General features: G+C 65.6%; 13 protein-coding genes. 1 reads left to right on the forward strand and 12 read right to left on the reverse strand.

Annotation, left to right across the window (positions count from 1 at the left end):
- Positions 1-27: 27 nt before the first annotated feature.
- The 8 genes from QW863_RS21780 to QW863_RS21815 form a co-directional block, all read right to left on the reverse strand.
- Positions 28-750 (reverse strand): HAD-IA family hydrolase, encoded by a 723-nt coding sequence (locus QW863_RS21780; RefSeq protein ID WP_315714342.1) that lies wholly within the window; start codon positions 748-750, stop codon positions 28-30.
- Positions 747-1691 carry a CbbX protein gene (gene cbbX / locus QW863_RS21785; RefSeq protein ID WP_315714397.1) on the reverse strand — a complete coding sequence of 315 codons (945 nt, stop codon included), beginning with the start codon at positions 1689-1691 and terminating at the stop codon, positions 747-749. Before cbbX ends, QW863_RS21780 begins: the two co-directional genes overlap by 4 nt.
- A 170-nt stretch (positions 1692-1861) precedes the next feature.
- A complete protein-coding gene (locus QW863_RS21790) occupies positions 1862-2278 on the reverse strand; it encodes a ribulose bisphosphate carboxylase small subunit (RefSeq protein ID WP_315714341.1) in 417 nt (138 codons plus the stop codon).
- A 75-nt stretch (positions 2279-2353) separates the two neighbouring features.
- Entirely contained in the window at positions 2354-3814 is a 1461-nt protein-coding gene (locus tag QW863_RS21795) for a form I ribulose bisphosphate carboxylase large subunit (protein ID WP_315714340.1), read from the reverse strand.
- Between the two features lie 35 nt (positions 3815-3849).
- Positions 3850-4932, reverse strand: coding sequence for a class II fructose-bisphosphate aldolase (gene fba, locus QW863_RS21800; protein WP_315714339.1), 1083 nt, complete (start codon positions 4930-4932; stop codon positions 3850-3852).
- Positions 4933-4976: 44 nt separating this feature from the next.
- Entirely contained in the window at positions 4977-7004 is a 2028-nt protein-coding gene (gene tkt, locus QW863_RS21805; RefSeq protein WP_315714338.1) for a transketolase, read from the reverse strand.
- Positions 7001-7876: a phosphoribulokinase gene (locus QW863_RS21810; protein ID WP_315714337.1), complete on the reverse strand. Its 876-nt coding sequence runs from the start codon at positions 7874-7876 to the stop codon at positions 7001-7003. Before QW863_RS21810 ends, tkt begins: the two co-directional genes overlap by 4 nt.
- A 35-nt stretch (positions 7877-7911) precedes the next feature.
- Complete coding sequence (locus QW863_RS21815; protein ID WP_315714336.1) at positions 7912-8967, reverse strand: class 1 fructose-bisphosphatase; 1056 nt, start codon at positions 8965-8967, stop codon at positions 7912-7914.
- Between the two features lie 146 nt (positions 8968-9113).
- Between QW863_RS21815 and QW863_RS21820 the strand changes: the two genes are divergently transcribed.
- Complete coding sequence (locus QW863_RS21820) at positions 9114-10034, forward strand: LysR family transcriptional regulator (RefSeq protein ID WP_315714335.1); 921 nt, start codon at positions 9114-9116, stop codon at positions 10032-10034.
- A 48-nt stretch (positions 10035-10082) separates the two neighbouring features.
- On the opposite strand, the gene bchJ is transcribed toward QW863_RS21820, so the two are convergent.
- The 4 genes from bchJ to puhE form a co-directional block, all read right to left on the reverse strand.
- Entirely contained in the window at positions 10083-10748 is a 666-nt protein-coding gene (gene bchJ, locus QW863_RS21825; RefSeq protein WP_315714333.1) for a bacteriochlorophyll 4-vinyl reductase, read from the reverse strand.
- 1 nt (position 10749) lies between these two features.
- Positions 10750-12354 (reverse strand): magnesium-protoporphyrin IX monomethyl ester anaerobic oxidative cyclase, encoded by a 1605-nt coding sequence (gene bchE / locus QW863_RS21830; RefSeq protein ID WP_315714331.1) that lies wholly within the window; start codon positions 12352-12354, stop codon positions 10750-10752.
- A 94-nt stretch (positions 12355-12448) separates the two neighbouring features.
- A complete protein-coding gene (hemA, locus tag QW863_RS21835) occupies positions 12449-13660 on the reverse strand; it encodes a 5-aminolevulinate synthase (RefSeq protein WP_315714330.1) in 1212 nt (403 codons plus the stop codon).
- On the reverse strand, positions 13657-14700 hold the full coding sequence (puhE, locus tag QW863_RS21840; RefSeq protein ID WP_315714329.1) for a putative photosynthetic complex assembly protein PuhE: 1044 nt from the start codon (positions 14698-14700) through the stop codon (positions 13657-13659). The genes hemA and puhE overlap by 4 nt, the downstream gene beginning before the upstream one ends.
- Positions 14701-14708: the final 8 nt, after the last annotated feature.

Here is a 14708-nt window from a genome sequence, read left to right on the forward strand (position 1 = left end):
GCATCAGCACAAGCACCTCAAAATACCTCAGGTAACAAGCTCCCCGAGATCGTCGAACACGGCGAGCGCACCGTCGAACGCGTCGTCATGAAAGTAGAGGCTGCGCGTGATCAGCACGGGAACGCCGGCGCGGGTCGCAGCCATCAACCCGTTACCGGAGTCCTCGATCGCGATGCAACTGGCCGCGGGTAGATCGAGCTGCGACAAGACCTCCAGGTAGACATCGGGCGCAGGCTTCTTGCGCACGACATCGTCGGCCGCCACGACGGCGGCAAATCCTGCCTCCCAGTTCGCGCCCAGCGCGGGCGCCAACAGGGCATCGATATTGGCGCGCGTGGTCGTCGTCGCGATCGCGAGCCGCTGCCCGCGGGCCGAGGCAGCCTCCAGCAATGCTTGAACGCCCGGACGCAACGGGCAGCCCTTGTCGGCCATCAGCGCGGCAAACCGCTCCGTCTTGATGCGATGAAGCCGGGCAACGACGGCGTCGCTGAGCGGAGGACCCGTGCGCCGCATCTGGTCGAACGCACGAACGCGCTCCTTGCCACCGGTGACACGCAGCAGCTCCTTGTAGATGCGGCGGCCCCAGTGCCAGTCGATGCCCACCGCGACGAACGCCTCGTTGAAGGCCTCGCGATGGATTTCCTCGGTCTCGGCCATCGTGCCGTCGACGTCGAAGATCAGCGCGCCGGCGTCGGCGATGCGGCGCCGGAGGTCGTCGAGCGGCGCGTTCCTCACCAGAGCCAGACTCATGGTTGCACCTCCACCCTGCCGTCTCCCGCGTCGGTCCCCTTGGCGAACACGCGGCTTGCCAGCACGTCGCTGGCTTCGATCGACATCACGTCATCGGACGTCAGCACGCGGTCGAGCCGCGACACCAGCCGGTTGGCCTGGCGCAGGCGGATCCGATCCAGCGCATTGCGGATCGAGCGCGCGTTGGAGAACATGGGCTGAGTGCGCCGGACGGCGATGTATCTTTCGAAAGCGGCGCGGGCCTCCGGCGTGAAGCGATAATTCTGCCCTTCCAGCATCATCTCGGAGATCGTCAGCAGCTCGGCCTCCGAATAGTCGGGGAAGTCGATGTGATGGGCGATGCGCGAGCGGAAGCCGGGATTGCTCTGGAAGAACTTCTCCATCCGGTCGGCATAGCCGGCAAGAATGACCACGAGGTCCTCGCGCTGCGACTCCATGATCTGCAGCAGGATCTCGATCGACTCCTGGCCGTAGTCGCGCTCGTTCTCGGGACGGTAGAGATAATACGCCTCGTCGATGAACAGGACGCCCCCCATCGCCTTCTTCAGCACCTCCTTGGTCTTCGGCGCGGTGTGGCCGATATACTGGCCGACGAGGTCGTCGCGGGTGACGCTGATGACGTGGCCGCGGCGCACGAAGCCGAGCCGGTGCAGGATGCCGGCCATGCGCAGCGCGACAGTGGTCTTGCCGGTGCCGGGATTGCCGGTGAACGACATGTGCAGGGTCGGAAACGTCGTCGCCAGCCCCATCTTGCGGCGGATCCGCTCCATCATCAGCAGCGACGCGATCTCGCGGATTCGCGTCTTGACCGGGGTGAGCCCGACCAGCTCGCGGTCGAGCTGCTCCAGCACCGGCGCAATATCGACGCTCTCGAACTCGCGGCGCAGGTCGACGGTGTCGACCGGCGTCGCCTCGGTGGTGTCCGTCTGCGTGGCCTGCATCATCGGCTGGTGCTCCGTTCTGGACGTTCGCATCAGATCGCCGTGCGTTCGATTGCGAACCTGGCAGCAACGAAGCAACGGCAAATAGAAGGTGATATGGCCGCTCCGGGCGGAGATCCCTGCCACGCCGCAGACCCGCAGACGCAGCAGCGACCTCCGCCCGCCAGGGATCAGTAACGCTGGCCTTCCGGGCGCTCGGCCGCGTAGGACCGCGTCGAATAACGCTGATTGCGCCCGACGGTTTCCTGCCGGTCGAGCCGGAAGCCCGGCTCGTTCTGCGGCCGGTTGACGATGAAGGACAACCGGGTCGATTCCCAGCCATGGCTGGAATCGAAGGCCGAGATGCGGATGTAGCGGTCGCCGTAGATCTTCCGGCACTCGGTCAGCTCGCGCATGATGCCGGCGGCGTCACGCAGGTCGAACATCGGCAGGCCCCACATCTCCCAATAGGTGTTGCGGGGATGCGGATCGTCGGTGAACTCGATGTTCACGGCCCAATTCTTCTCGAGGCAATACTGGATCTGAGCGGAGATCTGCTCGTCGGTCAGATCGGGCAGGAAAGAAAAGCAACCCTGGGTCACGCGCATGTTGATGTCTCCTGATATCGCTGAAACGGGCGAGCCGGTGTCCGGCTCGCATCGCGGCGTCGCATCGAACGATTGTTAGGCGGCAGGCGTCACTGTCGGGACGAAGTCCGGCGAATCGGTCGATTCGTAGTTGAAGGTGACGTCCTTCCAGATCTCCAGCGCCTCGCGCAGCGGCGTGCAGGTCTGTGCCGCCTTGGCCAGGATCTCCGGACCTTCATGCACGTAGTCGCGGCCCTCATTGCGGGCGAGGATCATCGCTTCCAGCGCGACGCGGTTGGCGGTCGCACCGGCGGCGATGCCGCGCGGATGGCCGATCGTGCCGCCGCCGAACTGCAGCACGACGTCCTCGCCGAGCAGGTCGAGCAACTGGTGCATCTGGCCGGCATGGATGCCGCCGGAGGCCACCGGCATCAGCTTGTTCAGGCTGGCCCAGTTCTGGTCGAAGAACACGCCATGCTCCAGCCGCATCGGATTGAAGTCCTCGCGGCAGATGTCGTAATAGCCGCGCGTGGTGTTCGGATCGCCTTCGAGCTTGCCGACCACGGTACCGGCATGGATGTGGTCGACGCCGGCGAGCCTCATCCATTTGGCGATGACGCGGAACGACACGCCGTGCGCGCGCTGCCGCGTGTAGGTCGAGTGACCGGCACGATGCAGATGCAGGATCATGTCGTTCCGGCGCGCCCATTTCGCCATCGACTGGATCGCGGTGTAGCCGATCACGAGGTCGATCATGACGATCGTCGAGCCGAGCTCCTTGGCGAACTCGGCGCGCTCATACATGTCCTCCATCGTCGCCGCGGTGACGTTGAGGTAGGTGCCCTTGATCTCGCCGGTCGCCGCCTGCGCCTTGTTGACCGCCTCCATGCAGTACAGGAAGCGCTCGCGCCAATGCATGAACGGCTGCGAGTTGATGTTCTCGTCGTCCTTGGTGAAGTCGAGCCCGCCCTTCAGCGCCTCGTAGACGACGCGTCCGTAGTTGCGGCCGGACAGGCCGAGCTTCGGCTTGACGGTGGCGCCGAGCAAGGGACGGCCGAACTTGTCGAGCCGCTCGCGCTCGACGACGATGCCGGTCGCCGGCCCCTGGAACGTCTTCACATAGGCCACCGGCAGCCGCATGTCCTCCAGCCGCAGCGCCTTCAGCGGCTTGAAGCCGAACACATTGCCGATGATCGAGGCGGTCAGGTTGGAGATCGAGCCGGGCTCGAACAGATCGAGGTCATAGGCGATATAGGCGAAATAGCTGCCGGGCGAGCCCGGCACCGGCTCGACGCGGTAGCACTTGGCGCGATACTTCTCGGCCGCCGTCAGCCGGTCGGTCCACACCACGGTCCAGGTCGCCGTCGAGGATTCGCCGGCGACCGCGGCGCAGGCCTCGGTCGGATCGACACCGTCCTGCGGCGTGACGCGGAACAGCGCGATGACGTCGGTGTCCTTGGGCTGATAGGACGGCTCCCAATAGCCCATCTTCTTGTATTCCATCACGCCGGACTTGTAGCGATCCTTGCCGCGCACCGTGATCGATTGGTCGTTCATGTGTTCCTCCTGGATTTTCGTTGTGGCTGTGGACGTCACGCAGCTTCGGTCATTCCCCCAATTCGTGGATCGAGCGCGCCGGAGCGATAGCGCTTGGCCATCTCCGACAGCGGCAGCACCTTGATCCTGGATGCATTGCCGGCGGCGCCGAACTGCTCGAACCGCTCGCGGCAGAGCTCGCGCATCGAATCCATCGCGGGCTTCAGGAATTTGCGCGGATCGAACTCGCTCTTCGACGACGCGCCGACTTTTCGGAAGATGGCGGTCATTGCCAGCCGGCAGTCGGTGTCGATGTTGACCTTGCGCACGCCGTGACGGATGCCGCGCACGATCTCCTCGACCGGGACGCCCCAGGTCTGCGGCATCTCGCCGCCGAACTGGTTGAACATGTCCTGCAGGCTCTGCGGCACCGAGGACGAGCCGTGCATGACGAGATGCGTATTCGGCAGCCGGCGATGGATCTCCTCGATCACGTTCATGGCGAGAATCTCGCCGTCCGGCTTGCGCGAGAATTTGTAGGCGCCGTGCGAGGTGCCCATCGCGATCGCCAGCGCATCGACCTTGGTGGCGCGGACGAAGTCGACCGCCTGGTCGGGATCGGTCAGCAGCTGCTCGCGGCTGACCTTGCCCTCGAGGCCGTGACCATCCTCCTGCTCGCCGCCACCATGTTCGAGCGAGCCGAGCACGCCGAGCTCGCCCTCGACCGAGGCGCCGACCCAGTGCGCCATATCGGTGACGCGGCGGGTGATGTCGACGTTGTAGTCGTAGTCGGCCGCGGTCTTGGCATCGGCCCTGAGCGAGCCGTCCATCATCACGGACGTAAAGCCGTACTTGATCGCGGTGGCGCAGGTCGCCTCGTCATTGCCGTGGTCCTGGTGCAGGCAGAGCGGGATCTGCGGATACATCTCCTCCAGCGCGTCGATCATCTTGGACAGCATGATGTCGCCGGCATAGGAGCGCGCGCCGCGCGAGGCCTGGATGATCACGGGGGCATCGACGGCCGCGGCCGCCTCCATGATCGCCAGCCCCTGCTCCATGTTGTTGATGTTGAACGCCGGCACGCCGTAGCCGCGCTCGGCCGCATGGTCCAGCAATTGTCTGAGCGTGATCCGCGCCATGTTGGTCTCCGTCCCTGGTTCGATGTTCTGCTTGGTGGCGCGGCTCAGGAAGCCCGCGCCCGGATGATGTTGCGCATCGCCGCATCGGCCACCGCCGCAGGCGTGATGCCGAATTCGCGGTACAGCACCTCGGCCGGCGCCGAGGCGCCGAAGCCGTGCATGCCGACGAACTCGCCGGCATCGCCGAGCCAGCGCGCCCAGTCGCCCTCGATCGCGGCCTCCACGCCGATGCGCGGCACGTGGCCGAGCACCGCGGCGCGATACTCTGCCGACTGCTTGCGAAACAACTCGAAGCACGGCGCCGACACCACCGCCGCCTGGACGCCCTCGGCCGCCAGCAGCTTGGCCGCCTCCAGCGCGATCGCCACCTCCGAGCCGGTCGCAATCAAGGTCACATCGCGCCCAGCCTCGGGCTCGATGACCACGTAAGCGCCGCGCGCGACCTTGTTGTGATCCGATGCCTCGGTGCGGAAGGCCGGCAGGGCTTGCCGAGACAGGCACAGCACCGACGGCGAGGTCTCCGCGCGCAGCGCGCAGTCCCAGGCTTCCGCCGTCTCGACCGCGTCGGCCGGGCGGAAGACCAGGAGGTTCGGAATGGCGCGCAAGCTCGCGACATGCTCGACTGGCTGATGCGTCGGGCCGTCCTCGCCGAGGCCGATGGAATCGTGGGTCATCACGTGGATAACGCGGATGCCCATCAGCGCGGCCAGCCGAATCGCCGGCCGGCTGTAGTCGGCGAACGCGAGGAAGGTGCCGCCATAGGGAATGAAACCGCCATGCAGCGCGATGCCGTTCATGGCCGCAGCCATCGCGTGTTCGCGCACACCATAGTGCACGTAGTTGCCATCCATTGCGGCCGGTGTGACGGATTTGTGCGTCTTTGCCTTGGTCAGGTTGGAATGAGTCAGGTCCGCCGAGCCGCCGAGCAGATTTGGCAGCACTGTCGCAATGACATCGATGACGTTCTGCGAGGCCTGGCGGGTGGCGATCTTCGGCCGCTCGGCCGTGAGCTGCGCGATGAACTGCGCCATGCGCTCGGTATAGGCGGCCGGCAGCTTCTTGTTCAGCGCGTCATGGCACGGCGATCGGTCCGCGGTGCACAGCTTGCGCGCACGCTCCTTCCAGGCCTGGCGCACGCTGCGGCCGCGCGCGCCGATCTCGCGCCAGCTCACCAACACATCGGCTGGCACCTCGAACGGACGGTGCGGCCAGTGCAGTGCCGCGCGGGTCTTCTCGACCTCCTCCGGCCCGAGCGGCGCGCCATGCGCCTTCTCCGAGCCCTGCCGTCCGGGTGAGCCGAAGCCGATCGTCGTCCGGCACGCAATCATGCTCGGGCGGTTGCTCTGCCGCGCCGCCGCGATAGCAGCCTCGATGGCTTCGGGATCATGGCCGTCAATGCGGGACGTCGCCCAGCCCGACGCCGCGAAGCGTGCGAGCTGATCGTCGGAGCAGGCAAGACCCGTCGAGCCGTCGATCGAGATGCCGTTGTCGTCGAACAGCACGATCAAGCGATTCAGCTTGAGATGGCCCGCGAGCGAGATCGCCTCGTGGCTGATGCCCTCCATCAGGCAGCCGTCGCCGGCGATCACGTAGGTATAGTGATCGACCAGATCGTCGCCGTAGCGCGCGTTCATCAGGCGCTCGGCGAGCGCCATGCCGACCGCCGTCGCGATGCCCTGCCCGAGCGGACCGGTGGTGGTCTCGACACCAGGCGTGTGGCCATACTCAGGATGCCCCGGCGTCTTGGCGCCCCATTGCCGGAACCGCTTCAGCTCATCGATCGTGACGGCCTCGTAGCCAGTCAGATGCAGCAGCGCATAGAGCAGCATCGAGCCGTGTCCGGCCGACAGCACGAAACGGTCGCGATCGGGCCAGGCCGGATCGGCGGGATCGAATTTCATGAAGCGTGAGAAAAGGACGGTTGCCACGTCGGCCATGCCCATCGGCATGCCCGGATGACCCGATTTCGCCTTTTCGACTGCGTCGATGGCCAGGAAGCGGATGGCATTCGCCATCTCGGCATGGCTGGGATCGGCTTTCGGAGCCAGCGTTTGCACGGCGGTGGCGGTCATAGCGTGCGCCTCTTTCGGTCCATCAGTTGCATGATCATGGGGGTGAGAATGAGCTGCATCGCGAGATCGAGCTTGGCGCCGTGGATCACGATCGAATTGGCGCGCGACATGAAGCTCTGCGGAATCATCGAGAGCAGATAGGGGAAGTCGATGCCGCGCGGGTTCTTCAGCCGGATCACGACCATCGATTCATCGGGCGTCGGGATCCAGCGGGCGACGAACGGGTTCGAGGTGTCAACCGTCGGCACGCGCTGAAAGTTGATGTCGGTCTCGGAGAACTGCGGGATGATGTAGTTCACGTAGTCCGGCATGCGGCGCAGGATCGTGTCGGTGACCGCCTCGGTGGTGTAGCCGCGCGACGCGCGGTCGCGGTGCAGCTTCTGGATCCACTCCAGGTTCATCACCGGAACAACGCCGATCTTCAAATCGGCGTGCTGCGCGATGTTGACCTTGTCCGTGACAACGGCGCCGTGCAGGCCTTCGTAGAACAGCAGATCGGAGTCCTCCGGCAGCCGGCTCCACTCGGTGAAGTTGCCGGGCCTTGTGTCGTAGAGCCGCGCCTCCTCCTCATCGTGGACGTAGTGGCGCGTCATGCCGGTGCCGGTCTCGGAATAATCGCGAAAAGTCTTCTCGAGCTCCTCGAACAGATTGGTGTCGGGGCTGAAATGGCTGAAGTGCTTGTTGCCGATCTCGGCCTCCTCGACCATCTTGCGGCGCATCTCCTCGCGATTGTAGCGATGGAAGGCGTCGCCCTCGATATAGGCCGCCTTGACGTTCTCGCGGCGGAAGATGTTCTCGAAGGTCTTCTTGACGGACGTGGTGCCGGCGCCCGACGAGCCGGTGATCGAGATGATGGGATGACGACGTGACATGAACTTTCTCCGGAAGGCGCGTTCGGCAGGCGGGCTCAGCGGAACAGGCCGCGCCGCGCGAACAGGGGCGCATCGCTGGTTTCGAACAGCGGCTCGATGCCCTCATGCAACTGGTCGACGTCGCGGACAAGGCGGACGTCGCCCATGATCAGCGGCGCGCGCTGATGCGGCGAGCGCGCCGACAGTTCGAGGATGCGCGAACGGCCGCTCGAGGCCGAGCCGCCGGCCCATTCCATGATCAGCGCCATCGGATGCGCTTCGTAGACCAGCCGCAGCCGGCCCTCGCGATAGCCGGGGCGGGAGTCGGCCGGATAGAGGAACACGCCGCCGCGCATCAGGATACGATAGGCCTCGGCGACCAGCGAGGCGATCCAGCGCATGTTGAAGTCGCGGCCGCGCGGGCCGGCCGCGCCCGACAGGCATTCGTCGACATAGTTGCGCACGGTCCCGCTCCAGTGCCGGCGGTTCGACGCGTTGATGGCGAACTCCGGCGTATCCTGCGGGATGCGGATGCCAGACTTGGCGAGCATGAACTCGTGCAAGGTCGGATGCAGGACGTAGAGATCGACGCGATGGTCGATCGCGAGCACCAGGCAGGTCTGTGGTCCATAGACAAAGAAGCCGGCGGCAAGCTGTGCCGTGCCGGGCTCGAAGAAGCTGGAGAGCACGTCGCGGCCCCGCGGGCGGATCGAGAAGATGGTGCCGACGGAGATGTTGTTCTGCAGGTTCGACGAGCCGTCGAGCGGGTCGATCGCCACGCAAAGTGGGGCAGCAGCATTGACCGTTTCCGGCCGGTCGACCTCCTCGGACAGGATGCCAGCGACCGGAGCCCGGCGCAGCGCATCCCGCATCAGATTGTCGGCGACGATGTCGAGCGCCTTCTGGACGTCGCCGTCGGCGTTCACGGTGGCGGCGCCTTCGTCGACGCCAGACAGCGGTGCGACCGCGATCTGCCGCGCGAGTTCGCGCGCCGCCCCGGCCAGAGCCTCGATGACCGCGGCGCAATCGGCGTCGGCACCCTGCGCCGCCAGATGTGCCTGCAATGTCTGATGTTGATCCATTTGGTGATTCATGGGCCACTCCCTCGCCATCAGCTCCTCTGCCGGGAACTTGATGAAGCCGCACGAATGCGTCGTGCCGCGCTGCTATCAACACTCGATTTGCCTAATTAGGGAAATTTCATTATCTTTGGATAGACCAAAGTTTTCCTTATACTGGCGATCTCATCGAGGGTTCCATGAGCCGGCACTTCTCTCGCGATCTCACCATCCGCCAGCTTCGGGCGCTGGCTGCCGTGCAAAACTCGGGGTCGGTGACGTCTGCGGCCGGCCGTTTGAACCTCACTCAGCCTGCCGTGACCCTGCAGATTCGCAATCTTCAGGAGCTCGCCGGGCTGCCGCTGATCCAGCGCACCACCGACGGCATGATCCTGACCGAGGCCGGCCGCAGCGTCCTGGCACTCGCCGAGCGCGTCGAAGCCGCGCTGCAGGACTGCGAGCAGGCGCTCGACATTCTGGCGGGACGCAGCGGCGGCCGCGTGGCGATCGGCGCGGTCAGCACCGCGAAATATTTCGTGCCGTTTGCGATCGCGGAATTTTCGCGGCGCTTCCCCAAGATCGACGTCACCTTGCGGATCGGCAATCGCGACAGCCTGCGCGAGGCACTGCGCGGCTATGATCTCGACATCGCCATCATGGGCCGGCCACCGGCCGACGTTCCCGTGGATATGCGGCCGTTCGGAAAGCACCCGCACATCATCATCGCCCCAGCCAACCACCGGCTGGCGCGCCGCAAGCGGATCGCGGCCGAGGATCTCGCCGGCGAGGTGTTCATCACCCGGGAGCCGGGATCGGGCACCCGGCTGCTGATGGAGACATTCTTCGAGAAGCATGGTCTGAAGCCGAAGACCAGCATGGAGATGGACAGCAACGAGACCATCAAGCAGGCCGTGATCGCCGGCCTCGGCATCGCCTTCATCTCGCAGCACACCGTCGCCCATGAGCTCAGCGAGGGGCGGCTGGTGACGTTGAAGGTCGCGGGATTGCCGATCATCCGCCAGTGGCACGCGGTGCGGCGCGCCGACAAGCTGCTGCTGCCGCCGGCGCAGGCGATGCTGGACTTCTTCGGCAAGGAAGGAGCGCGGTTTCTGCCGAGCTGAGCGCGACAACCGATGCCATTGCGGTGTCACGTCTCGCATGGCGCCGTCTCACCAGCCGATCTCGAACCGGCAGGCCTCGTCACCCCAGGCTTCGCAGGCAATCTCGCGCGCATGGGCGTCGGGATGCACGAGCCTTGCGAACAGCGTCTCGAACGTCCCAGCGTAGAAGTCGCAGATGGCGTGATCGCCGTGATGGCCGCGGCACAGCGGACAATGGCTGATCTGGTAGATGGTGGGCCGACCTGGGCGTACGGTGAAGGTGCCGGTCCCGGCAAACGTCCAGGCATGCGCGGATATCGCCCGCGTCAGCACGCCGCTCGCGAGCCGGGCCGGCAGCAGCCGGAGCACGCGGTGCGCCGCGGAGGGGATGCGATGCGCGAGCAGATAGGCCGCCGTCAGCCGCCCTGCCCTGGTGCTGACGGCGCGCGCAGCATCGTCGTCGAGCTCGGTCCGAAGCGCACGATGGAGCCGCGTGACCTCGGCTTCGTCGACCATCGCCGCCGGAGGCGTCGCGAGATAGGTGTCGAGCCGCGCGGCCGCGAAGACGCGGCGCGCCGCCTCCTCGCCGTGCAGCTGACGCAAGGCCTCCGCGGTCTGGATGATCGCGTTGGGACCGATGCGGCCGGCGATGTGGCCTTCAGCAACGCCGTCCTGATGGTCAGGCGCGGCGTCAGCACGCGGCAGCGGAACGTGCCGGGCGCACGTGCCGTGCATTTCAATGCACCCGCGTCTCGGTCTCGTCGTTCATCTGCCCGGCACCGCCGCCACAGGCCATCACCTGCGCCTGCTGCGGTCCGCTCAGCTTGCGATTATGGCTCGTCTTCCATTCGACCTTGCCGGGATCGGCGCGCCTGCGCGACGTATCGAAGCCGAAATCGACCTTGCCCTTGGACTGCGGCCCCCAGTAATTGACGCGGCCAAGATCGTAGAATTTCCGCTCGAAGCCCGACTTCAGGAACGCCTTGAGGCAGCCGAGCAGATAGCGGCGGCGCTCGCCGGAGCCGGCCCAGGGATAGGAGAACAGCGCCTTTAGGATGTAGAAGCGGCGATAGTTGTTCATGACGCCGTCGAGCAGCTCGCCGCGGTCCATCGCGTCCGGCTTCATGATCGGGGTGACGAAATTGTACTTCTCGTAGTCGAAGATCTCGACCTTGTCGCCGAGGTCGCGGAACAGATCGGAGAAAGGCCAGGGCGTGTACATCGCCCAGTTGGCGAGATCCGGCTTCCAGTCGCGCGCCATCTGGTAGGTCTCTTCCAGGGTCTCGCGGGTCTCGTTCTCAAGGCCAACGATGAACTGGGCCTCGACGACGATGCCGGCGTCGCGCAAGAGCTGGATCGCCTTCTTGTTCTGCGCGACCGTGGTCTCCTTGTTGAAGCGGTCGAGCTTCATCTGCGCCGCGGCTTCCGTCCCCAGCGAGACGTGGATCAGGCCGGCCTTGCGGTACAGCGGCAGCAGCGCTTCGTCGCGCAGGATGTCGGTGACGCGGGTGTTGATGCCCCAGAGGATCTTGAGGTCGCGGCGGATCAGCTCCTGGCAGAAGGCTATGAATTTCTTCTTGTTGATGGTCGGCTCCTCGTCGGCCAGGATGAAGAAGCCGACATCGTGCTCGCGCATCAATGTCTCGATCTCATCGACCACCTTCTTCGGGTCGCGGATGCGATAGTCGCGCCAGAATTTCCATTGCGAGCAGAAGCTGCAGGTGAACGGGCAGCCGCGCGCCATGTTGGGGATGGCGACGCGCTTGTTCATCGGGATGTAGATGTACTTGCTCCATTCGAGCACGCTCCAATCCGGCGTGATCGCATCGAGGTTCTTCACCGTCGGCGCCGCCACCGTCGCCACGACCTCGCTGCCGTCGCGATAGGCGATGCCCTTGATGCTGCGGCGGTCCGTCGCCCAGCGGCCGTCCTCGCGGGCGCGCATCAGGTCGACGATGATCTCCTCGCCCTCGCCGCGCACGATGGCGTCGATCCACGGCGCCTCGGTCAGCACCTGCTGATACATGAAGGTGGCGTGGATGCCGCCGAGCACGGTCAGTGCGTCCGGGTGCTCCTCCCGAGCGATCTCCAGAAGACGCTCGGCCTTGTAGATGGAGGGCGTGATCGCGGTGCACCCGATCACGTCAGGCTTTTCGCTGCGCAGGATGGCGCGGACCTGATCCTCGGAGAGATCGTTGGTCATCGCGTCGATGAAGCGGAGGTCGGTGAAGCCGGCCGCCTTCAGCGCGCCAGAGATATAGGCCGCCCAGGCGGGCGGCCAGTTGCCGGCGATCTCGGCGCCGCCGGAGTGATAATTCGGATGCAGCAACAAGATCCGCACGGCGTTCTCCCCGATTATCAATTTGTCTATCAATCTTAACGTCAAGATAGATTGACAATTTGATCTGGCTCAAACGCCGCGCGAAAGCGTCACCTCATGCCGCTTGTGCGAGACCCATCTCGGCCCAGATCTCCGAGAGTGCCGCAACGAGATGCTCGATATCCGCATCGGAATGATAGGGCGACGGCGTGATGCGCAGCCGTTCGGTGCCGCGCGGCACCGTCGGATAGTTGATCGGCTGCACATAGATGCCGTAGCGGTCGAGCAGGATGTCGCTGATCCGCTTGCACAGCACAGGATCCCGCACCATCACCGGCACGATATGGCTGGGATTGTCGAGATGGCTGACGCCGGCCTCGTCGAGCCGGCGACGCAGCCGAGCGACACGGTCCTGGTGCCGGGCGCGCTCGGCATTGCTGGCCTTCAGATGCCGGATGCTGGTTAGCGCCCCCGCCGCCACCGCCGGCGGCAGCGAGCTGGAGAAGATGAAGCCGGAGGCAAAGCTGCGAACGAAGTCGCAGACCGTGTTGGAGGCCGTGATATAGCCGCCGATCACGCCGAACGCCTTGGCCAGGGTACCCTCGATCACGGTCAGGCGATCGGCCACGCCGTCGCGCTCCGAGATGCCGCCGCCGCGCGGACCGTACAGGCCGACGGCGTGGACCTCGTCGAGATAGGTCATGGCGTTGAACTCGTCGGCGACGTCGCAGATGTCCGAGATCGGCGAGATGTCGCCGTCCATCGAATAGACGCTCTCGAACGCGATCAGCTTCGGCGCCTTGGGATCGAGATCCGACAGCTTGTCGTGGAGATCGGCGACGTCGTTGTGGCGCCAGATCCGGGTGTCGCAGCGGCTGTGGCGGATGCCCTCGATCATCGAGGCGTGGTTGAGCTCGTCGGACAGGATCACGCAGCCGGGCATGCGCGAAGCCAAGGTCGACAGCGACGTCCAGTTCGAGACATAGCCGGAGTTGAACAAGAGCGCAGCCTGCTTGCCGTGGAGATCGGCGAGCTCCTCCTCCAGCAGGACATGATAGTGGTTGGTGCCGCTGATGTTGCGGGTGCCGCCGGCGCCGGCACCGCAGCGGTCGAGCGCCTCGTGCATCACCTCCAGAACCTTGGGGTGCTGGCCCATGCCGAGATAGTCGTTGGAGCACCACACCGCGACATCGCGCTCGCCATGGGGGCCACGATAGGTCGCACGCGGGAAGGCGCCGGCCTTGCGCTCGAGGTCGGCGAACACGCGATAGCGTCCTTCGCGCCTGAGACCGTCGAGCTGGCGGCGGAAATAGTCTTCGTAGTTCATGGTACTCCCCCCTGTGCTGTCGTGTTCGGATCGACCGGCGGCGTGACCGGCACCGCGGCCAGTCCGGTGATGGTTTGCGCCTGCGCGTCAGCGCGGGCCTGGCGATAGGCTTGGCGGAATTGCTCTTCGAGCCGCTGCCGTGCTGCGGCTGCTGCATTCTTCTGAACAGAGACGGGACGCTCGGCCTGCGGCGCAGGAGAGACTACCGCGAGCACCGGCCGGACCAAAGGCGTCGCGGGCACTGGTGCGGGAGCGGCAGCCACGACCGCCATCGCAGGCACGGCAGGCTCGACTGGCGCGCTCCAGCGCCACAGATTGATCACCGGCATCGGCAGCGCCATGAAGCCATGCTCGAGCAGGCCGAGCGCGATCAACGATGCGAGCAGTGACAGCGCGACGCCGTCGAACGATGACGTTGCGCCGATCGCGGCAGCCGCGACCATCACGGTCGCGGTGGTCGCCGCGGCAATCGAGAACGGGAACAACGGGTTGGTGGACTTCTTTGCAAAATAGCTGCGCATGAAGCGGACCTGCTGCGGCAGCAGCTCGTCGTTCAGGGTGCGCACGCCAAGGAACAAATTGATCTTGGCGCTTTGCCGCAGCACCAGCAGTGCCGCGAAGGTCCACCAGCTGAGACGGTTGGGCGCGCCCGATGTCACCGCGAAGACGAGGCCCGCTGTCGCGATCAGCGCCAACTCGTGATAGGCGATCGCCTGCAGCGCGAAGCCGACGCGCGAGGCGGGCGTGCAGTCCCGCGGGCACGCCTCGGGCCGCGGGCCGGTGATCCAGCCGGCGAGCAGCGACATCTCGACCGTGCCCCACAGGAGAATGGCGCAGGTGAAGGCGCAATAGGCGTTGGCATCCTCCGCCGCCTGGCTCGACACCGCGACGCCCGACAGGGCCGCGACGAAGGCTGCGGCCGTGCCCCATTTGAACGCGGCCGGATGGCGGGCGGCGAGCCCGACCAGCGCCAGCACGGCGCCGGTCGAGAACCACCAGACGAACACGACGTAGGGAATGGCAATCGCGGTCGCGCCCATGGCCGGCT

Origin of the sequence: Bradyrhizobium sp. SZCCHNR1017, from assembly GCF_032381375.1 — a bacterium.
Taxonomy (GTDB): domain Bacteria; phylum Pseudomonadota; class Alphaproteobacteria; order Rhizobiales; family Xanthobacteraceae; genus Bradyrhizobium.